At 48.2% G+C, this 20,109-nt stretch carries 19 protein-coding genes and 1 tRNA gene; 13 read left to right on the top strand and 7 right to left on the bottom strand.

The genetic code is table 11. From position 1 onward, the window contains the following. The first annotated feature begins 140 nt into the window (after positions 1-140). From B0F88_RS15090 to B0F88_RS15070, 6 genes are all read left to right on the top strand, one after another. Positions 141-341 carry a hypothetical protein gene (locus B0F88_RS15090; RefSeq protein WP_104424762.1) on the top strand — a complete coding sequence of 67 codons (201 nt, stop codon included), beginning with the start codon at positions 141-143 and terminating at the stop codon, positions 339-341. Beyond that, on the top strand, positions 341-682 hold the full coding sequence (locus B0F88_RS15085; RefSeq protein WP_104424761.1) for a hypothetical protein: 342 nt from the start codon (positions 341-343) through the stop codon (positions 680-682). The genes B0F88_RS15090 and B0F88_RS15085 overlap by 1 nt, the downstream gene beginning before the upstream one ends. A 153-nt stretch (positions 683-835) precedes the next feature. Next, positions 836-1,216, top strand: a complete 381-nt coding sequence (locus tag B0F88_RS15080) for a hypothetical protein (protein WP_258076688.1) — start codon at positions 836-838, stop codon at positions 1,214-1,216. 1,071 nt (positions 1,217-2,287) lie between these two features. After that, entirely contained in the window at positions 2,288-3,112 is an 825-nt protein-coding gene (locus tag B0F88_RS15075; RefSeq protein ID WP_146083361.1) for a hypothetical protein, read from the top strand. 124 nt (positions 3,113-3,236) lie between these two features. Then, positions 3,237-3,410, top strand: a complete 174-nt coding sequence (locus B0F88_RS19420) for a hypothetical protein (RefSeq protein ID WP_181049919.1) — start codon at positions 3,237-3,239, stop codon at positions 3,408-3,410. Positions 3,411-3,603: 193 nt separating this feature from the next. After that, positions 3,604-4,278 (top strand): NYN domain-containing protein, encoded by a 675-nt coding sequence (locus tag B0F88_RS15070; RefSeq protein ID WP_104424759.1) that lies wholly within the window; start codon positions 3,604-3,606, stop codon positions 4,276-4,278. A 206-nt stretch (positions 4,279-4,484) separates the two neighbouring features. On the opposite strand, the gene B0F88_RS15065 is transcribed toward B0F88_RS15070, so the two are convergent. Further along, a tRNA-Met gene (locus tag B0F88_RS15065) sits at positions 4,485-4,561 on the bottom strand. Positions 4,562-4,614: 53 nt separating this feature from the next. Continuing rightward, positions 4,615-5,706 (bottom strand): redox-regulated ATPase YchF, encoded by a 1,092-nt coding sequence (gene ychF, locus B0F88_RS15060; protein ID WP_104424758.1) that lies wholly within the window; start codon positions 5,704-5,706, stop codon positions 4,615-4,617. Between the two features lie 244 nt (positions 5,707-5,950). Here ychF and gcvT point away from each other — a divergent pair, with 244 nt between their 5' ends. Next, positions 5,951-7,054, top strand: coding sequence for a glycine cleavage system aminomethyltransferase GcvT (gcvT, locus tag B0F88_RS15055; RefSeq protein ID WP_104424757.1), 1,104 nt, complete (start codon positions 5,951-5,953; stop codon positions 7,052-7,054). A gap of 197 nt (positions 7,055-7,251) precedes the next feature. Then, the gene (gene gcvP / locus B0F88_RS15050) at positions 7,252-10,149 is read left to right on the top strand and encodes an aminomethyl-transferring glycine dehydrogenase (protein WP_104424756.1); all 2,898 of its coding nucleotides are present in this window, start codon (positions 7,252-7,254) and stop codon (positions 10,147-10,149) included. 162 nt (positions 10,150-10,311) lie between these two features. Here gcvP and B0F88_RS15045 read toward each other — a convergent pair whose 3' ends face one another. Further along, a complete protein-coding gene (locus B0F88_RS15045) occupies positions 10,312-10,749 on the bottom strand; it encodes an NUDIX domain-containing protein (protein WP_104424755.1) in 438 nt (145 codons plus the stop codon). Between the two features lie 101 nt (positions 10,750-10,850). Then, entirely contained in the window at positions 10,851-11,150 is a 300-nt protein-coding gene (locus B0F88_RS15040; RefSeq protein ID WP_104424754.1) for a DUF2288 domain-containing protein, read from the bottom strand. A gap of 120 nt (positions 11,151-11,270) precedes the next feature. On the opposite strand from B0F88_RS15040, the gene B0F88_RS15035 reads away from it, so the two are divergent. Both B0F88_RS15035 and B0F88_RS15030 read left to right on the top strand, forming a co-directional pair. Continuing rightward, positions 11,271-12,083 (top strand): TPR end-of-group domain-containing protein, encoded by an 813-nt coding sequence (locus B0F88_RS15035; protein ID WP_104424753.1) that lies wholly within the window; start codon positions 11,271-11,273, stop codon positions 12,081-12,083. Between the two features lie 4 nt (positions 12,084-12,087). Continuing rightward, a complete protein-coding gene (locus B0F88_RS15030) occupies positions 12,088-12,510 on the top strand; it encodes a lysozyme inhibitor LprI family protein (RefSeq protein WP_258076687.1) in 423 nt (140 codons plus the stop codon). A gap of 1 nt (position 12,511) precedes the next feature. Here B0F88_RS15030 and B0F88_RS15025 read toward each other — a convergent pair whose 3' ends face one another. After that, complete coding sequence (locus B0F88_RS15025) at positions 12,512-13,078, bottom strand: DUF1415 domain-containing protein (RefSeq protein WP_104424752.1); 567 nt, start codon at positions 13,076-13,078, stop codon at positions 12,512-12,514. A gap of 71 nt (positions 13,079-13,149) precedes the next feature. After that, positions 13,150-13,626 (bottom strand): CBS domain-containing protein, encoded by a 477-nt coding sequence (locus B0F88_RS15020; RefSeq protein ID WP_104424751.1) that lies wholly within the window; start codon positions 13,624-13,626, stop codon positions 13,150-13,152. Positions 13,627-13,826: 200 nt separating this feature from the next. On the opposite strand from B0F88_RS15020, the gene adk reads away from it, so the two are divergent. From adk to B0F88_RS15005, 3 genes are all read left to right on the top strand, one after another. After that, a complete protein-coding gene (gene adk, locus B0F88_RS15015) occupies positions 13,827-14,465 on the top strand; it encodes an adenylate kinase (RefSeq protein WP_104424750.1) in 639 nt (212 codons plus the stop codon). 124 nt (positions 14,466-14,589) lie between these two features. Then, positions 14,590-15,612: an aspartate-semialdehyde dehydrogenase gene (locus B0F88_RS15010; RefSeq protein WP_104424749.1), complete on the top strand. Its 1,023-nt coding sequence runs from the start codon at positions 14,590-14,592 to the stop codon at positions 15,610-15,612. A 69-nt stretch (positions 15,613-15,681) separates the two neighbouring features. Further along, the gene (locus B0F88_RS15005; protein ID WP_258076686.1) at positions 15,682-19,062 is read left to right on the top strand and encodes a FimV/HubP family polar landmark protein; all 3,381 of its coding nucleotides are present in this window, start codon (positions 15,682-15,684) and stop codon (positions 19,060-19,062) included. A 51-nt stretch (positions 19,063-19,113) separates the two neighbouring features. Here the strand turns inward: B0F88_RS15005 and B0F88_RS19780 are convergent, their stop codons facing one another. Next, positions 19,114-20,058 (bottom strand): Hpt domain-containing protein, encoded by a 945-nt coding sequence (locus tag B0F88_RS19780; protein ID WP_104424747.1) that lies wholly within the window; start codon positions 20,056-20,058, stop codon positions 19,114-19,116. Positions 20,059-20,109 lie beyond the last annotated feature (51 nt).

Below are 20,109 nucleotides of genomic sequence, written 5' to 3'. Positions count from 1 at the left end.
CCAGAAAAGCCACCAAAAATACAAAAAACATTCCTCTAGCTTTTCCTCTAGTTTTTCTTTTTCCTCTTGCTCATTTTAGGAAAAAAACAGGGCTTTAAATACTTATACCGCAAAAACGCGGCGTATTCGGAGTATTTAAAATGCCAGTTCTATCAACAGTAAACCAATTCACAGAAAAACACCCCGCCTTTACTATAGGCGGCCTTAGAGCATGGATTTTCAACGAAAATTCAAACGGTCTTGCCAAGTCCGGCGCGGTTGTAAGGATAGGCCGCAAAGTCTTGATTGATGAAGCCAAGTTTTTTACTTGGATTGAAGCACAAAACCAAGGGGGCAACTAATGAAAGCTCCTACATTCCCACGCACCGACACACTTACAGCCCGCGCCTTAATGCGCCTTGTAACCGGCCAGCAATTCACACACAGAGACTTTCAGAACGAGACAGCAAGTTATCGGCTGTCAGGGTATATCGAGCAGCTACGCAACCGCCACGGCTGGCAGATTGAAACCAAGGAAGAAACAGCCCCAACCAGTGACCCAACAGGACGCGCTACAACTTATGGACGCTACCTAATCGAGCCAGAAATTTTGAAAGCGTTACCGGCTGAACTGGGCGAACGGATAAATAAATTTATTGACGCGGTGAAACGCTTTGAAGCAAGGGCGCGCGATGCGGCATAACATAAAAAAGCCCACTGGATGCGTCAACATCCAGCAGGCTAACTTTCAAAAACTGCGAAATCATTGTAACCGAATTACTGACCGCGGAAAGGCCAAGTTTATCTTGCTGGCTTCGTGGTTATCGTTTATTCAATTTTAAACAGGTTTCCAGTCATGGCAAAGAAAAAACCAAGGCTGGGCTTTGACCAGAGGGGCGGTGTTTTGGCCGTCTCTCGGGCAATGCGCGAGTCATACGCTTATGCGTCGATGCCTGCCACTGCAAAAGTGTTGATGGACTTATTACAAATGCAATGGCGCAATGATAGGCCAGTTGCCTATGGAGTACGTGAAGCAGCTCAAAAAATAGGCTGCACAGCAAATACAGCGACTAAGGCGTTCAAAATCTTATCTGAGCGCGGTTTCATTGTTTGCGATGCTGAGTCACTTTTCAATAGTAAAACGGGCAGCAAGTCGCGTGAATGGCGATTAACGTGGATGCCGTTTGAATATCGAGACCCGATACATAATTGGGAAAAATGGCAACCAGAAAATTAACTCAACCGTATCAAAAAGAGATACGCAAATTGATTTTGTGTGCTTCATTTTGACACACAAATTTTATCAAATAGGATTTGTGTCTTAAAAAGAGATACGCAACAGGCAAAAATCAATGACTTACAAAACCCTTGTGTGCTTCATTTTGAGACACTCCTACTATAACCATACACATAGATAAATAATCAGGGCTACAGCAGCAATCGCAAAGCCGGAACGATAGAAAACTAAAGACCATGCTTTCATGACTGGGATTAACGCACTGACTAAAACATTGTTTCTGCAAATTGGCGAGGTGAATAACGGCAGCATGGAGCCTGTGTAAATTTGCACACCCAAACTAACCGAGTTGGCGACATAACCAAGCCCCATTAATACAGTCTCAATCGTGACCTTTTGTGACTCATCGTGACATTGTGTGACATTGCTTGTGCTGGTATCGTGAGCGTAACGTGACCGGCTTTGTGAGCAAGGGAGGCTTGCGTCAGTAAGGCTGGGTGGCACTTGGTGAGCATGGCGTGACCGCGATAACGGTAACGCAATCTATATGGGACGGCTTATAACAGACATGGCGCGGGTTGAAGATGAATTTGGGACACTAAATGAGTCATCTAAAAGAAACTCCAAACGCAACAGCTAATCATAGGTACGGTGCGGCATGGAGCGGCAAAAGAAACAGTCAAACGCAACAAATAACGCAACGCTAAAAGTGGATTATCAAAACCAACCCCATGCAATAAATTTTTATGAGGCAGTTTCCGCGCAGCTAGCCGCAGAAGCTGTATAGGTTGAGGCGTAATTTATTGCATTGTTTCCGCGCAGATTACCGCGCACCTATTACCATATTGAATTTTTACAGTTAGTACGCACCTAAATACAGGTGCATCAAGGGTTTGAGTCATGTTATTGGGGTTCTTGGTGCGCATAAATCAAGATTGTGAAATCCAACCCATGAATGAAGAAGTCAAGGCCGGGTAATTCCGGCTTTTTTGTGCTAATGTCATACCAATTCTTAATGGCCAATTTTCATTATTGCCCTAATCAAAATACAGGTGATTTCTATGGGATTTTTTGATTTTTTCAAAAGAAGGATTGAGTCAAAAAACAACGATGTTATATCTTCATCTAAAAAGCCAACAAATTAAGCTAGATGCAGAGGATTTGGTTTGTTATAGAGAAGTTCTTCAAAAAGAAATGGCTACTATTACAGCTTTTTCTAAAAAAGAAATTATGGCTATATATGCCTTTATCGAAAAAGGGGGCAGCCCATCAAACCAAGGGCACTACCATCATGTAATTTTTGAGCAGTATTTTAAGAATCGCGAATGGTTTTGGCCGGAATTTGATGGCTTGAAAAATGTTTTTGTTGATTTCGATTTTGATTGTCAATTTGACCCGTGTCGGCCAATTGAAGAACATGAAATAATGTCCGCTCTTGATAGGCTAAAGGTTGCAGAAATAAAAGAAAGATTACTGAGCATTGGCGTGTCGTTTGAACCCAAAACAAAGAAGAAAGATTTAGTTTCTTTGGCGTTTAAACAACCATTAATATTTGAATCCATATCCAATTCTCTTGTATTGATAAGGCGCTCAATAGATTACGTTGTTCAGAGACGTAAAGCGATATATTCCATTCTTATGAGAACGCTTTTGTTTAGGGCATTGAAATTGCGCAATCAGAGGCGAAGTATCAAGGCAGGAATCACAAAGGCTAAGTGGGGTTACGCTGGCAGTTCTTGTGGTCAAGGTCGTGGGTCTTATCCAGGCCACAAGGAAGCGGATGGGGAAATATATGATATATCACGGGGGCTTGAGATTAATGGCCAGTATGTCCAACCAGGTACATTAATTTTTTGTACTTGTGTTGGATACCCAATTATAAATTTTAAGGATTAAACGTTCATGATTGCTGGCCGAGTAAGGTCGGGTAACACCGGCTTTTTTATGGTTGGTTGTACTTATTTGTAGTTGTTTATAATATAATTTTTTTAATAATTCATTAATCAGGGGCATGAATCCTATGGCAATCAAAAGCAGCACATTTGGTCGAGTCGAGTTAAGCGGCAAAGATGCAGCGCGATTCGTCCAGCACATGAACGAAGATAAAGCCAACCCCTTGGCATTTGCGGCGTTGGCGCGTGGTCGTGAAATCAGCGAGAGAATCAAGAAGGGCGAAGTGTTTAAACTGAATTGATAGGCCTCTTTGATATTTTCAAGTTCAGATGGTAGTGCTTTGCTGTCTGTCCCGTGGGGTAAATTTATTTGCTTAGTAAAATTTAGCTACTATAATGTATTCACAACTCATCTTATGGGGCTGTCATTAAGTTGGCTTCACTGTAAGACGAAAAGACCGCCTTCTGGCGGTTTTTTCATTTCTGGGGTAAGGAATGCGCACAATTGTTTATATTGACGGGTACAATTTTTATTTTGGTGTCCTAAAAAATACGGCTTACAAGTGGTTAGATATTGTCAGCTTGGTTAAGCATATTTGCCATGTCCAAAACCCACAAATGGACATTGTTGCCGTAAAGTTTTTTACTGCCCCGGTAATAACCCGAGTTGCGACAAAGGGCGATAAGGCTTTGCAGTCTCAGGATAGTTATCATAGGGCGCTGCTAAATAGTCACCCAGAAATCATAGAAATTATTAACGGGTATTATCTTCTGGAAAAAGGCTGTCCTCCACGTTATAAAAAACCTATCGATAAGCAAGACCGGGTTGAGGTCTGGCGGCTTGAAGAAAAACAAACCGATGTAAATATTGCTCTACAGCTCTATCGTGATGCTGTTTTTAAGAATTGTGACCATGCCGTTTTGGTTTCCAGTGATTCCGACCTTGTACCGGCATTGGATTTTTTAAAGCAAGATTTTCCTGATTACCCAATTGGTTTAATTTTGCCTCGAAGGGAGTCAAATAAAACCGAGCGGCCACCGAACTCGAATTTATCCAATCTGGCTAATTGGACTCGTTCATATATCCTCAATAATGAGTTGGAAAGGTTTCAGTTGGCGGTTAAAGTCGCTACTAAGAAAAAGCCCGCGATTAAACCAGATTATTGGTAAGGCTAACCAATCAACAGAAAATCACTTTGGTGAAGCGTTATCACTTCTTGATATAAGCCGGGGAATACCGGCTTTTTTGTGCCTGAAATATCGGCAAGTGTTGCGGGTTATTATGGGTTTTTATTTTCAACTGCAACGTGAGTGCAACGTGAATAATTTTAGACATAAAAAAAGCCCTTCGTCTAAACGTAAGGACTTGATTTATATGGTGGCGATAGGTGGAATTGAACCACCGACCCCGGGGTTATGAATCCCGTGCTCTAACCAGCTGAGCTATATCGCCATTCGGACAGGCCTTTTGAAGAGCGGGAATTATAAATACCCGCTCTTCCTTTGTCAAACGTTGAATCGGAAATGCACGACGTCGCCGTCTTTAACGATATAATCTTTGCCTTCAAGCCGCCATTTTCCGGCGTCTTTGGCGCCTTGCTCGCCTTTATAGTCGATGAAATCCTGATAGGCGATGACTTCGGCGCGGATAAAGCCTTTTTCAAAATCGCTGTGAATCACGCCGGCCGCCTGGGGGGCGGTTGCGCCGACCGGAATGGTCCATGCCCTGACTTCTTTTACGCCCGCAGTGAAATAGGTGGCGAGATTCAGCAGTTTGTATCCGGCTCTTACGACACGGTTCAAACCGGGCTCTTCCAGCCCCAAATCATCAAGAAATTCTTTCTTTTCGTCTTCATCCAGTTGGGCTATTTCGGCTTCTATCGCGGCGCAGATAGGCACTACCATCGCGCCTTCCTTGTCGGCCAAGGCCTGCACTTTATCCAATAACGGGTTGTTTTCAAAGCCGTCATCCTGAACATTGGCGATGTACATGGCGGGTTTGAGCGTCATCAGACACAGGTCTTTAAACAGGGCTTTTTCGTCTTCGGTTAACGGCAATGTTCGCGCGGGTTCTCCGGCATCCAGTTGCTTGAAGACCTTTTCCAGTACGTCTTTTTTGGCCTGTTCGTCTTTGTTGCCGGTTCTGGCGGCCTTGCTGGCGCGTAACAGGGCTTTTTCAACGGAAGCCATATCGGCCAGCGCCAATTCGGTATTAATGACCTCAATGTCGGAGAGGGGATCGATTTTTCCGGCGACATGGATCACGTTGTCATCCTGAAAGCAGCGCACAACATGGGCTATCGCATCTGTTTCACGAATATTGGCTAAAAACTGGTTGCCCAAGCCTTCGCCTTTTGACGCGCCCGCAACCAGACCGGCGATGTCGACAAACTCAATCGTTGTCGGCAGCACTCGCTCGGGTTTTACAATTTCCGCAAGCTTATCCATCCGGGTGTCGGGTACCGGAACTACGCCTACATTGGGGTCGATTGTACAGAAAGGGTAGTTTTCGGCCGCGATTTTCGCACGGGTTAATGCATTAAATAAGGTCGATTTCCCGACATTGGGTAAACCGACGATTCCACAATACAGCGCCATAGGGTTCTCTGAGGTATTAGATAAGAAGTGAGTGCGGCAAGATGATCAAGCCGAAACAAAGCGGGGATTATACAAGCTATGGCTTTAATCTAAAAAACTAAAACAAATGACGGCGCGGGAGCTTGTGCTGGAGTTCATTGCAGCCGTCAGGTTTTTTCTTCGCGTTCGTTGCGTTGCTCGTGGCAAATCATCAAACAAATGGCTACACTAGAGCATATTGCTGACACGCCAAGATAAAAACTACATGCTGAAAAAGACGTCGCTTTACAATCTTCATCTTGAGTTGGGCGCCAAAATGGCGCCGTTTGCCGGTTACCTTATGCCTATGCAATACGGTAAAGGCACGCTGCACGAACACCTGCACTGTCGCAGCCATGCCGGTTTTTTCGATATTTCCCATATGGGGCAGTGCCTGATTCTGGGCGACGAGGCGGTTCATGAAATTGGCCAACTGATAGTCAGCGACATTGCCGGGCTTAAAGCCGGAGAGCAGAAATATACGGTATTAACCAACAGCGATGGCGGGATTATCGATGATATCGTCATTACCCGTATCGATTCGGGCTTGATGATTATTGTAAATGCCGCTAGTAAAGACAAAGTCTTTAAGTATTTTTACAGCCATTTATCCGGCCGGTGTTGTTTTAACGAATTGACAGGGCAGTCTTTATTTGCCTTGCAAGGACCTGCCGCCGCAGCAGTCATGAAAAAATTTTCCGCACAAGTCGCTGAGCTTTCCTTTATGCAGGCCTGCGGCGCCTACATCGACGGCATAAAATGCAACGTCAGCCGTAACGGCTATACCGGCGAGGACGGTTTTGAGATTCTGGTAGGCAATCATTATGCCGAACAAGTTGCCCGCCTGCTGCTGGACGAAGACGAGGTTGAGCCTATAGGCTTGGCCGCCAGAAACACCTTGCGCCTGGAAGCCGGGCTATGCCTTTACGGTCACGAAATCGATGAATCGATTACGCCGGTAGAGGCGGGTCTCCATTGGCTGCTTAAAAAAAACCATGACCAATTTCCCGGGGCCGACAAGATTCTGGCTCAATTGCAATACGGCGCGGAAAAAATCCGCGTGGGTTTGCTGGTCGATAGCAAAATACCGGTGCGGGAAGGCAGTATCATTTGTAACAGCGAAGGTATCGGTGTAGGTTATGTGACCAGCGGCAGTTTTTCTCCCAGCTTGGGCTATCCGGTTGCTATGGCGCTGCTTGATCCGTATACCGTTGACTTGGGCAATCCGTTATATGCTCAAGTGCGTGATCATCGGATTGAAGTTGCCGTGACCCCGCTGCCTTTTGTCCCTCATCGCTATTACAGAAAGAATGGGGATGCTCCAGCATAGCCGGTTCCGCAATGGAACCTGGATGGCGGCGACCGACATGGCGGCCGGGGAAAGGCTTTATATTGGGGCTTGAAGCGGTGTGAGAAGCCGTCATTCATGCCGGGTTGCACATGCTCACCCGCTAACAGATTTTTTTCGTGCTTTTCGTGTCTTTCGTGGACAATGCTGTTTCCCAAACTGCTGAGTAGGTAAAAATCATGACCCCATTTCGTCCCAGCCTGGCCCAATTGGAAATGCGCGGTAATTTCATCAACCGCCACATCGGTCCCAATTCGCAGCAAATCCAAGAGATGCTGGCGGAGCTGGGCTTAAATGATCTGGAAGACATTATCGATCAGGCCATTCCGGCCGATATTCTGAACCATGAGCCGTTAAAGTTGACCGAAACGGTCAGCGAGCGCGCGGTGATCAAGCATCTGCGCAAAATGCGCGAACGCAATAATGTGTTCACTTCGATGATAGGCATGGGCTATTACGACACCGTCATGCCGGCGGTGATTAAGCGCAATGTGCTGGAAAATCCCGCCTGGTATACGGCGTATACGCCTTATCAGTCCGAAGTCAGCCAGGGGCGGCTGGAAGCATTGCTTAACTTTCAACAAGTCATTATCGACTTGACCGGCATGGCGCTTGCCAACGCCTCGCTGCTCGATGAAGCCACGGCGGCGGCGGAAGCCATGTCCATGTCGCGGCGCTTGTCCAAGAGCCGGGCCAACAGTATCTTCGTGGACCGGGACTGCCACCCGCAGACCATCGCGGTGATCAAGACCCGCGCCCGTTCCCTCGGGTATGAAGTTATCGTCGCCGATCCTTACCGGGAGCTGGAGCAACATGATTTTTTTGCGCTGCTGCTGCAATATCCCGGCTGCACCGGCGAAATAAGAGATTTAACGGAAGTCACCGCGATAGCCCAGGCCAAGTCGGCGCTGGTTACGGTCGCGGCGGATTTGCTGGCGCTGGTGCTGCTTAAACCGCCCGCCGAATTCGGCGTCGATATCGTCGTCGGCAATTCCCAGCGCTTTGGCGTGCCGATGGGGTATGGCGGGCCGCATGCCGCGTATTTTGCGACCAAGGACGAGTACAAGCGCTCGGTTCCCGGACGCATTATCGGCGTGTCCAAAGACAGTCACGGACAGATTGCGTTGCGCATGGCGCTGCAAACCCGCGAGCAACATATCCGCCGGGACAAGGCCACCAGCAATATCTGCACCTCCCAGGTGCTGCTTGCCGTAATAGCCGGATTTTACGCGATTTATCACGGTGCAAAAGGCTTGCGCCTGATTGCCGGCCGGGTGCATCGCTATACGCAGATCCTGGCGGCGGGCATCACCCAACTGGGCCATCAGGTGCTGAGCGAATGTTATTTCGATACCCTGGTTATCAGCGCCCCGAACCGGGCGAAACGCATCGCCGCCCAAGCCACGGAAGCCAATATCAACCTGCGTGTTATCGACGCGGATCATATCGGCATATCGCTGGACGAAACCACTACGCGGGAAAACTTAAGGGATGTCTGGCAGGTGTTTGCATCGGCCACGGCCGATCTCCCGGACATCAATGTGTTGGATGCCGCATTGGGCGAGTGCATCCCTGAAGCCTTATTGCGGAACGATCAAATCCTGCAACATCCGGTTTTCGACCGTTATCATTCCGAAACCGAAATGATGCGTTATATGCGCCGTCTGGCCAAGCGCGATATAGCGCTGGACCGCTCGATGATACCTCTGGGTTCATGCACGATGAAGCTGAACGCCGCGACCGAAATGCAGACCATTTCCTATTATGAATTTAACGCATTGCACCCGTTCGCGCCGCAGTACCAAACCCACGGCTACCAACAAATGTTTGCCGAGCTGGAAGATATGCTGTGCGACCTGACCGGTTTCGATGCTTTTTCGCTGCAACCCAATGCCGGTTCCCAGGGCGAATACACCGGCTTGTTAGTCATCCGCAAATATCATGAGGTCAGGGGCCAGGCGCAGCGCAACATCTGCCTGATACCCGCTTCCGCGCACGGCACCAATCCGGCCAGCGCCACGATGGCGGGGCTTAAGGTCGTGGTCGTCGCCTGCGACGAAAACGGCAACGTCAGTCTGGATGATTTGCGCGCGAAAACCGCCGAATATCGCGACACCCTGGCCGCGTTAATGATTACCTATCCGTCCACGCACGGCGTGTTCGAGCAGGCGTTCCGGGAAATCTGCGACCTGATCCACCGCCACGGCGGACAGGTTTACCTGGATGGCGCCAACTTCAATGCGTTGGTGGGTTTGAGCCGTCCCGGCAAAATCGGCGCCGACGTCGCCCATCTTAATCTGCATAAAACTTTCTGCATTCCGCATGGCGGCGGCGGTCCCGGCGTCGGTCCGATAGGCGTAGGGGCGCACCTGGCCCCTTTCCTGCCCGACCATCCGGTCGTCGAGGGCGTTAATCCTGCGAAGGGTGAGCACGGCACTATCGGCGCCGTGTCTGCCGCGCCTTGGGGTTCGGCCAGCATCTACACTATTTCCTGGGCCTATATCGCAATGATGGGCGCAGCCGGCTTGAAACGCGCAACCTTGACCGCGATCCTGAACGCCAACTACATCGCCAAACGGCTGGCGCCGTATTACCCGGTTTTATATACCGGCAAAAACGGCTGGGTCGCGCATGAATGTATTATCGATTGCCATGCGTTTAAAAAGACCTGCAACGTCACCGTGGAGGACATCGCCAAGCGATTGATCGATTACGGTTTTCATGCGCCAACGGTGTCGTTTCCGGTCGCCGACACCTTGATGATAGAACCGACGGAAAGCGAGGATAAGGCGGAGATCGACAGATTCTGCGCGGCACTGATCGCTATCCGCGAGGAAATCAGGGCCATAGAAACCGGCGAATCCGATGCGGAAAACAATCTGCTGCATCATGCGCCGCATACCCATCGCTTGTTATTGGAAGAATGGAATCTGCCTTACTCCAAGCAACAAGCCTTTTTTCCAAATAACGATCAGCATGACGATAAATATTGGCCGCCGGTCGGGCGTATCGATAATGTTTACGGCGACAGGCATGTGTTTTGCAGCTGTCCGCCGCCGGTGGTGGATGATGAATAACTGATGTTATGTAAACTAAAAAATTCACCACGAAGACACGAAGAGCTCGAAGTTTTTTACTCTATTTTCCTTCGCGTTCTTCGTGTTTCGACAACTGCTCCATGCGTTGCTCCACCTCCTGCATCCATGCAAGTCGTTCGTGGTGAATAATTTATCTCCCGATTACACCCGCAAGGGTGTAACTTTTCCTGTCATCCGGTAATTCCGGTAATCTTCGACAACCTGGGCATGGTCGAATGCCAGCACGACCGGAAGAGTGTCGAAGGTAAAAATACCGAAATTTTTGGCATCGTCGGCGGCCCGCGGCATTCCGGCCGCTTCGGCAATATAGACGGCGGTGACCGTATGGTTGCGGGAATCGCGTGCGGGATTGGAGTAGAGGCCGAGCAAAGCCGTCAGGGTAATATCCAAACAGATTTCTTCCTTGGCTTCTCGAATCGCGGCATGTTCTACGGTTTCGCCAATATCGACAAAACCGCCCGGTATGGCCCAGCCGTATGGCGGATAGGCGCGTTCGATCAACACGAACGGCCGCTCGGGCTGGTCGGTCAGCTCGATTAAAATATCGGCCGCCAATAAAGGGGTGACGGGTTTTGGCATGTTATCTCCTGAAAGCCGTGGGTGAGTGGTTGAAATTTCTGGCGGAGCTGAATGTGGAGCCATCTTGCGGGCTTTTCGCACCGATTCGCGCGGAGGGTCGTTTACTTCTGAACCAGTATCCAGGGTTTCACTACAACAGCCCATACATCGGCATCTTCCTCAAGCCAGGCAATGGCCTGTTGATCGGAGACCAGGGCAAGCTGATTGTTTTGCATCCATGATGCGACTTGGTCTTTATTGTCGATCGAAAACTGGTAGGCCACCTCGACCAAATCCAGGTCCGGGGCGACAAATACCGCCGAGCCGCTTGCAAAAAAGCGTTGCAATTCCTTCCAGGCGATTTGTGAGGTTTCCAGATTGACTTTTTCTCTGTCAATATCGCAAGTGTTTGATTCGTACATGACTTTCTCTTTATTGTCGGTCGGTAATGCGTTATTTACACATTTGAATGGTGTCGTTATCAGCTCAGCTGTTATTCTATAGCCTGCGATTATAAATTACTAAGTCAAGAGAGATAAATCATGTCGTTTTTTGAGTCAATAACAAAGAAATCCAAGTTGAAGGCCGCTATCAAGCAAACGATGGACGCACGCAGCAGCGAAGGCGGTACGGCCGACCAATTATTCAAAAAAGTCTATCAGGACTATGCCGAGGTTGTCGCTAACGAGCCGTTGATTGCCGAAGCCTTATATAACTGGGGGCTTGCGTTGCTGCACCAGGCGAGAACCAAATCGCGGGAGCAGGCGGCCAGTCTTTATCAGGATGCTATCGCCAAATTCTCTTTTTGCCTGACTATTGAGCCCGCCTATCTTGGCGCGGCATTGGATGGCGGTGTGGCTTATATGGAATTGGCCCGCGTTAAAGCGGTTGAACCCAATGACAGTCTATACGAAAGAGCCAAAAACTATTTTGAAAAGGCCAATGCGATTCAGGCCGGTTCGGCTTCTTATAATGTGGCTTGTATTTATGGTTTGCGGGGCGAAAAAGAGGCTTGCCTGAATGCGCTGGAAATTTCTAAAAACAAGGGTTATTTACCGGTTGTCGCCGATATTCTTGCCGACCCGGACCTTAATCGCGTTAAAGACCAGGATTGGTTTGCCGATTTTATAGAGTCGTTAAATAAAAAACCCGAGCCTGCTGCCGAAATTAGCGAGGCGGTTGCCGAAAGCGCCGCTGAATCTGGCGCCACAGATGAGCCTAAAAAGGCCGAAATAGAGCAGGGTTCTGTGGAAAATGCCGCTGTTGTTGCCGAACCCGAGGCCGTTGTTGAGCATAAAGCCCAAGCCGATGAAGACGCGGCTGAAGCGGATGCCGTAGCGGAAGGCGTTAAATAGTGGTATGACGGCAGGAAGAGAAATAGCGATGTTTTGCTTTAAATACGCGGTGGTTGCCGGGTTGATGGCGGGATTCGTTCAACCGGTTTTCGCGGCTGATGACGGCCTAAGTCAGACCTTTTCAAACTGCATGAATCAAGCCGGTGGCGGTACCCAATCAATGGTTGAGTGTATCGGCGCTGAAACGGAGCGGCAGGACCTCAGGTTGAATAACGCTTACAGGGATATTATGGCCGGACTTTCTGCTGAACGTAAGAAGCAGTTGCAGGAAGCCCAATGGTTATGGATTAAATACAGAAAGGCTAACTGCGACTTTTATTATGATCCCGAAGGGGGAACGATAGCCAGGGTCAATGCCAATGACTGTTTCATGTCCGCTACTGCGGCGCGGGCTAAGGAGTTGGAGGCTTTAAAACCCCAAGATTGAGTTATCGGTCAACCGGAAAACATGCCGCTAATAAGGCTTGCATTTTGGACAAGCCTAATTTTCGGGTTAACTCAATATTGTGTTGCGGGATGCTTTCCGGGTCGGGGTGGCTGGCTACGGCCTGAGCTATGCTGGTTTCCCGCAGCAGATGCAGCATGGGATAAGGTGAGCGGTTGGTGTAATTTGCCGCATCGTCCGCTTCCGCGCCTTGAAAACAGTAATCGGGATGGAAGCTCGCCAGCTGGTAGACGCCTTCATAGCCCTGTTCAGCCAACAGGGACTCGGCGATTTCAAGGAAATCCAGGTAGTCGTCAAATTCTGCAAAGGCATCGGCATAAATCAGTAGCGTGGTTTCAATGCCGGGTTCCGCATCCAGTCTATCGCATTCAAGCATCAGGTGTAGCAGGCATGGCTCTATTTTCGTATCGTGATTGACGCTGAAATAAACACTGCCTCGTTCCAGTTCGCGCTGTGCGAACGGGCAGATGCCGTATTCAATGATGACGGATTTTAACCAGGCTTGTGTCGCGGTTATAACGTTTTGGTCTGGAGGGGTTTTATCGGTCATGGTCGGTTGCCGGTTAAAACAAAAAAGCCCCGTTGTATGGGGGCTTTTGAAGGGCGCAAGTCTATATTATTTTATTTATGACTGGTGCCGGCTACGATTCTTTTCTCTCTTTCTTCGCTGGCTTTTTCGATCTTTGAAAAAACCCGGAGTATGTCGGTGGACGATAAAATGCCGAGCAGCTTGTTGTCTTTATCGACGACAGGTAATGCACCGATTTTATTGTCGGCCATTTTTGCCGCCGCTTCCGATGCGTAAGTTTCAGGGGTAACGGTTATCACGCCGCGGTGCATGATATGTTGTACTTTTTTCGGTACTACATGCAGTTCTGTCGCGCCTGTGCCGGTTGCCGCTTCAATTGCGTTAGAGTTGCTTTTAGGTCCGAGTGCTTTGTATAGGTCCCGGTCCGATACAATGCCGATAACTTTGCCTTTTTCAACGACGGGTAAGTGGCGGATTCTTTCGTAATGAATTAAGAAAAAGACACGATCAATCAAATCGTGTTGCTCGACTGTAAATACTTTTGAAGTCATTAAATCTTCAACACGCATTATTATTCTCCATGATTGTAAAAAACTGAGTAAGAATAGGGAAATAAACGTATTTTTACAAGAGATAAAATTTGATGTGTTATAAAATAATCGGTCACGGTTTTGTTTGGTTTTTGCAGGTCTGAGTATGTTGAATCGATCTGCACGAGTGTTATTTAGAGTCTAAATCTGTCTTAGCGACACACACAATGGAGTTAGTTATGCGCGTCATCCTGTTAGGAAGCCCCGGTTCCGGCAAAGGAACTCAAGCTCAATTTATTACTGAAAAGTACGCTATTCCGCAAATTTCAACGGGTGATATGTTGCGCGCCGCAGTGCGGGAAGGAACGCCGTTGGGCATTGAAGCAAAAAAAGTGATGGATGCCGGCGGCCTGGTTTCCGATGACATTATTTTAGGATTGATTAAGGAACGCATTGCCCAAGCCGATTGCGCCAACGGCTTTTTGCTGGACGGCTTTCCCCGCACGATTGCCCAGGCTGAAGGCCTGAACGAAATGGGCGTTATCATCGATACGGTTATTGAAATCGTCGTCGAGGATGAGGAAATTGTAAAACGGATGGCGGGCAGAAGAGTGCATTTGCAATCCGGCCGCACCTATCATGTCGATTTTAACCCGCCTAAAGCTGAAGGCGTCGATGACGTGACTGGCGAGCCGTTGATTCAGCGCGATGATGATAAAGAAGAAACCGTGCGTAAACGGCTCAGTGTTTATCATGAGCAGACTAAGCCGTTGGTAGGGTTTTATTCGGCGCCGGGACAAAAAGTCAAGTTCAGTTCGATAACGGGTGTCGGCAGTGTCGATGAAATCACCAAAAAAGTTTTTGCCGTTCTGGGATGATGGTTTTTTATTCCTCTCCCAAAGGCGTTTAAATTTCAGGATTACAGGTTTTTAAAATTCATGATAAAGAAAGTTGCAGTTTTACCGGCTGATAGTTATTTCGTTGTACGGAAGGGTGGCTAAGATGACCAAGTTATATAATGTTGCGGTGGTTGGCGCGACCGGTGCGGTAGGCGAGGCCATGCTGTCTATTCTGGAAGAGCGCGACTTCCCTGTCGGCGAGGTGTATGCCCTGGCCAGCAGCAATTCAGCCGGTAAAAGAATCCCTTTTAAAGGCGGCTCTTTAGTCGTACAGGATTTGGCTACGTTTGATTTTTCAAAGGCGCAAATCGGTTTGTTTTCGCCGGGCGCATCCGTTTCGGCGGAATATGCGCCCAAGGCTGCCGCGGCCGGCTGCGTTGTTATCGATAACACTTCGCAGTTTCGCTATGACGGTGATATTCCGTTGGTAGTGCCGGAGGTCAATCCTGAAAAAATCGCCGATTATAAAAATCGCGGCATCATCGCCAATCCGAATTGCTCAACTATCCAGATGCTGGTGGCGTTAAAGCCCATATACGATGCAGTCGGGATTGAGCGAATCAATGTCTGCACCTATCAGGCCGTTTCGGGGACCGGTAAGGAAGCGATAGAAGAGTTGGTTAAGCAAACGACCAGTCTGCTTAATATGCAGCCCATTATCACCAACGTCTATCCTAAACAGATCGCTTTTAATGTATTGCCGCAGATCGATGTGTTCATGGATAACGGTTATACCAAAGAAGAAATGAAGATGGTTTGGGAAACCCAAAAGATCTTGGGTGATGACAGCGTGTTGGTTAATGCGACCGCAGTACGGGTGCCGGTTTTTTACGGACACTCCGAGGCCGTGCATATCGAGACCCGTAAAAAAATTGATGTGGCTACAGTCAGGGCTTTGCTTGGGCAAGCGCCCGGTGTGACGCTGATGGACGAGCGCAAGGATGGCGGCTATCCGACGGCTGTGACCGAGTCGTCAGGCAACGACGATGTGTTTGTAGGGCGTATCCGGGAAGATATATCGCATCCCCGAGGCATAGATTTATGGGTGGTGGGCGACAATGTTCGGAAAGGCGCCGCGCTTAACAGTGTGCAAATAGCGGAAGTGCTAGTAAAAAAATACATCTAGGCTAAGCTTGTCTACATATTTGACTGGACGCGGTAAGAGATTGTGGGAACTATTGTGAAGAAAGGCAAGGTGCGACTGTTAACTAAAACGTTAGCAGTTGTGTCTTTGCTGGCGCCTGTTAGCGGCCATTCGTTAGGGATTGGCGATATTAAGTTACATTCGGCTCTTAATCAAAATCTGGATGCTGAAATTTCGTTATCACTGTCCGGCGAAAACGTATCCGACATCAAGGTCAATTTGGCTCCACCTGAAAAATTTAGTGAGGCAGGAGTATCATGGAACTATTTCCTGTCGAAAATTAAATTCGAAACGGTTACTCGTTCTAATGGCTCGGCAGTCATTAAGCTGACTTCGAAGGAAGCGTTAAAAGAACCTTTTTTGGATTTCCTGCTCGAAGTCAGCTGGCCTAAAGGCAGTTTGTACCGTGAATTTACCGTATTGGTGGACCCTCCATCAGTTTATAACCAGGCAAGCAGTCCCATTTCAACCAGTATTGACAGCTATGCGCAAACGCCGGTTGCCGCGCCTCAACGGCAAGCGTATACAAATGGGCAAAGTAGTGACGGAGAATATGGCCCTACACTTGGAAACGATACGCTTTGGAGCGTGGCCGAACGCGCAAGAGGACAGAGCGACGTTTCTGTGGAGCAAATGATGATGGCGATTTTTGAAGCCAATCCTCATGCCTTCTATAAGGGGAATGTTTATGCATTGACCACTGGAAAAATGCTCAAGATTCCTGAAAGAGAGGCCGTTCTAAAATTATCGCGAAACCAGGCATTAGAGGAGTTCAACCGACATACGAGAGCCTGGAAAACTCGCTCGGTTCCAGTCCAGGCGGAAACGGCAAAGAAAAAGCCGGTCTCGAGTCAAGTCGAAGAGCGCGTCCAGAGCAAAGCCGAAGAGATTGTCGATAATCAGTTAAAGCTGGTTGCCCCGGCCAAAGCGGTGGTCGCTGACCATGCCGTTGTCGCGCCGGTGAATGAGCAGGTAAGCGCCGAAAAGAAAACAGCCGATGCGTCGAAAGTAGTTAGTGGCAAGGCTGAAGGTGCGAGTGAAACCGCACCGGCAGATAGTGAGATACAAAGCAAGATAGCAGCGCTGGAAAAACAACTGGTGATGATGCAGGAGTTGATTGCGTTAAAAGATCAACAGCTGGCGGCTTTGCAGAACCAAGTCCAAGTTCAGGCAAATCCTGTTGTTCAAGAGCGGGTAGTGCCTGCCGAGGCGGTAGCCAAACCTGTAGATCAAGCTGCGGTCGCTTCCCAACAAGCGGTTCCTAAACCCGCTGAGCAAACGCAACAAACGCAACAAACGCAACAAACGCAACAAACGCAACAAACGCAACAAACGCAACAGGCGGCCCAACCGGGAGTGGACAGCTCATCTGACTTCTACTCGTTGGGCATGGGCGGCGCCGGAGCGATAGTTTTAACGCTGCTTGGCTGGCTTTGGTGGCGAAAACGTAAGGTCGATGAGGAAACGAATACCGAGAGTATGTTTGCCTCCACTCTGATTAAAATGCCTGAAGTCGATGAGCCTCTTACTGCACCGGTTGTCGAAGAGGGTGTGGTTCATAATGCGGGTACCGTCGGGGAAAGTTCTTTCTTAAGCGAATTTACACCGAGTGATTTTGATTCATTCGACACCGACCAGGGGGAAATCGATCCTATATCCGAAGCTGATGTGTATCTTGCTTATGGCCGTTATCAGCAAGCTGAGGAATTGATACGGCAGGCGATTAAAGATCAGCCGAATCGTGATGAATGTAAGCTGAAGTTACTGGAGATTTTTTACGCCAACGAAGACAAAGCCGCTTTTGACGCCTACGCCAATGAACTGGCGGAGGCGGGCAAACGAAATGAGGCCGAGTTTTGGGAGCAAGCGACCGAAATGGGGCGTGATATTTGTCCTGATTCGCCATTGTTTTCTTCCGGTGACGATCTATTTGCGGTGGCTGGCGATGCGGACCTTGAGCATGGCGATGGAGGTATCGTTGTCGAAGGCGTCAACAGGGAAGCTGCAAATACGGGAGCGGTTTCTTTTGAGACGTTAGTCAATGAGAATGTTGTTAAGGAAGCAGTCGATGTTGACCGAGTTAAACATGATTCTTTTGTTGACGATCAGAAAAATAATGACGGCATAGATTTTGATTCAAGTTTGTTTTTGGCGGGTCTTAAAGAAACAGATGAAGCGGAAAAGGGCGTCATCGCTTCCGCCCCGCAATCGCATGCCTCTTCAGTAGCGCAGGTAGAAAATATTGATTTTGACTTAAATTCGTTTTCGACGGGCGCTGACGTTGAAACTGCGGATGAAGCGGAAAAGGACGACACGGCTTTCAGTTCGCAGTTAGACGACCTCGATTTTGATTTGAGTTCGTTTTCGACGGACGTTAAAGCGGCGGATGAAGCGGAACAGGACGACACGGCTTTCAGTTCGCAGTTAGACGGCCTCGACTTTGATTTGAGTTCGTTTTCGACGGACGTTAAAGCGGCGGATGATGCGGAACAGGACGACACGGCTTTCAGTTCGCAGTTAGACGACCTCGACTTTGATTTGAGTTCGTTTTCGACGGACGTTAAAGCGGCGGATGAAGCGGAACAGGACGACACGGCTTTCAGTTCGCAGTTAGACGACCTCGACTTTGATTTGAGTTCGTTTTCGACGGACGTTAAAGCGGCGGATGAAGCGGAACAGGACGACACGGCTTTCAGTTCGCAGTTAGACGACCTCGACTTTGATTTGAGTTCGTTTTCGACGGACGTTAAAGCGGCGGATGAAGCGGAACAGGACGACACGGCTTTCAGTTCGCAGTTAGACGGCCTCGACTTTGATTTGAGTTCGTTTTCGACGGACGCTGAAACTGCGGATGACGCGGAAAAGGGCGGCGCAGCTTCCAGCATGCAGATAGACGGCATTGATTTTGATTTAAGTTCATTTTCGAGTGGTGCTCAGGAAGCGGATGAGAAGACCGATAAAGATATTAATGCATCCGGTGGATTGTCGGGTATCACCTCGGTAGAAACAAACCCGGCCAACAAGAAGCAGGCGTTTGAATCGTATGAGTTTGATTTCAGTCCCAATCATGAAAGCGACGGCCTTGATTTCAGTGCTTTGGAATCTGGCGATAAGAGCAGCAAGAATGTTGACTTTGATGCGGATAGAATCTTAGATTTTAATGATGATTTGGAAGGGGTGGGCGGCTTTGACTTTGATTTTGACTTGGACCTGCCTCTAACAACAAAAGGGAAGGATTCCAATCAATATGACGCCTTTGGCGTTTCCGATCTTACCGATATGGACGAGTTGGAAACCAAACTGGACTTGGCTAAAGCGTATATCGATATGGGGGATGCGGATGCCGCCAAAGATGTTGCTAGAGAAGTGCTTGAGCGGGGCACGGCCGAACAGAAAAAGACGGCCCAAGGATTACTTGACGAGTTGGATTAGTTGGATTTTGTTTCCCACAAAAAAAGCCCTAGAAGGGCTTTTTTTGTGGGACTAGGATTGGCCGAGAATACTCAGGATGGCTTTTTGGTGGCGAGTGAAATTTAAGATGCATTGCTGCAGCGTTAAAAAGTGCTGATGAGTGTCGGCATAATTGTTGTTTAACAGGCGGATTTCCAGATCGTTTGCCGGCTGTCGAATCTCGAGTAAGCCGCAAAAACTTACAGATCCGTTCAGTTTATGGGTAACTTCCCGGGCAAGATCATATTGACTGTTTTCCAGTGCATCTTTAATTTGAATAAGTTGTAGCGGTAATTCCTCGAACAGTTTTTCAAAAATGGTTAAAGCAAGATGAGGGTTGTTTTTGGTTTTGCCCAGGATTATTTGGGTATAATTAAAAACCGAAGCCTTTGTTTGCCAAATATCCAGGATCTCGTTAAGTCGTTCTTCCGTTATCGGTTTAATCAGCCAATCATCAAACTCCACTGGATATTGCTTCTCGTTTTGGGGCTTTTCCTTCCGATCAATGATAGCTATGATCGGTGTCTTGCTGTTTATACCGAGTGGATCTTTGAGGTAATCGATAAGCTCAGACTGCCTGGAGTGGCCATTTACAGTCAAGTCCAGCAGTATCAGGTCGAATTGAGTCGTTGCAATGAGTCTTAAAATGTCATCATGTTCGTTGGCGACAATAATGTTTTGATTGTGGCGTTTTAATGGCGAGCGGACCGTGTCGCCGGTTAGCAAGGCAATAAATTGTCCAGGCTGCTTGGTTTTTAAAGGCATTTTTATGTTTCCTGATAGAGGTGTCGGTTTTATGACGCTTTCATATTTTAAGATTGTGCCTCTTGCTGAATTTATTTGCTTAACTATTCGATACTTATAGATGACGCTGAATGTAGTTAATTGTTGACATTTACAAGCATTCCTATCCTGTTCTTTTAAAAGGATCTTTTTTCTTGTATGATTTGGTTTTCTGATGTGGATCCATGATAGCATTCAACTGTTAATTAATGTTAGCGCAGGGATGAGCAGATTGAAGTTGCAATA

This window comes from Methylobacter tundripaludum, assembly GCF_002934365.1.
GTDB lineage: Bacteria > Pseudomonadota > Gammaproteobacteria > Methylococcales > Methylomonadaceae > Methylobacter_A > Methylobacter_A tundripaludum_A.
The sequence above is the reverse complement of the archived record's forward strand: the minus strand, read 5'-3'. Positions and strand labels throughout refer to the sequence as shown.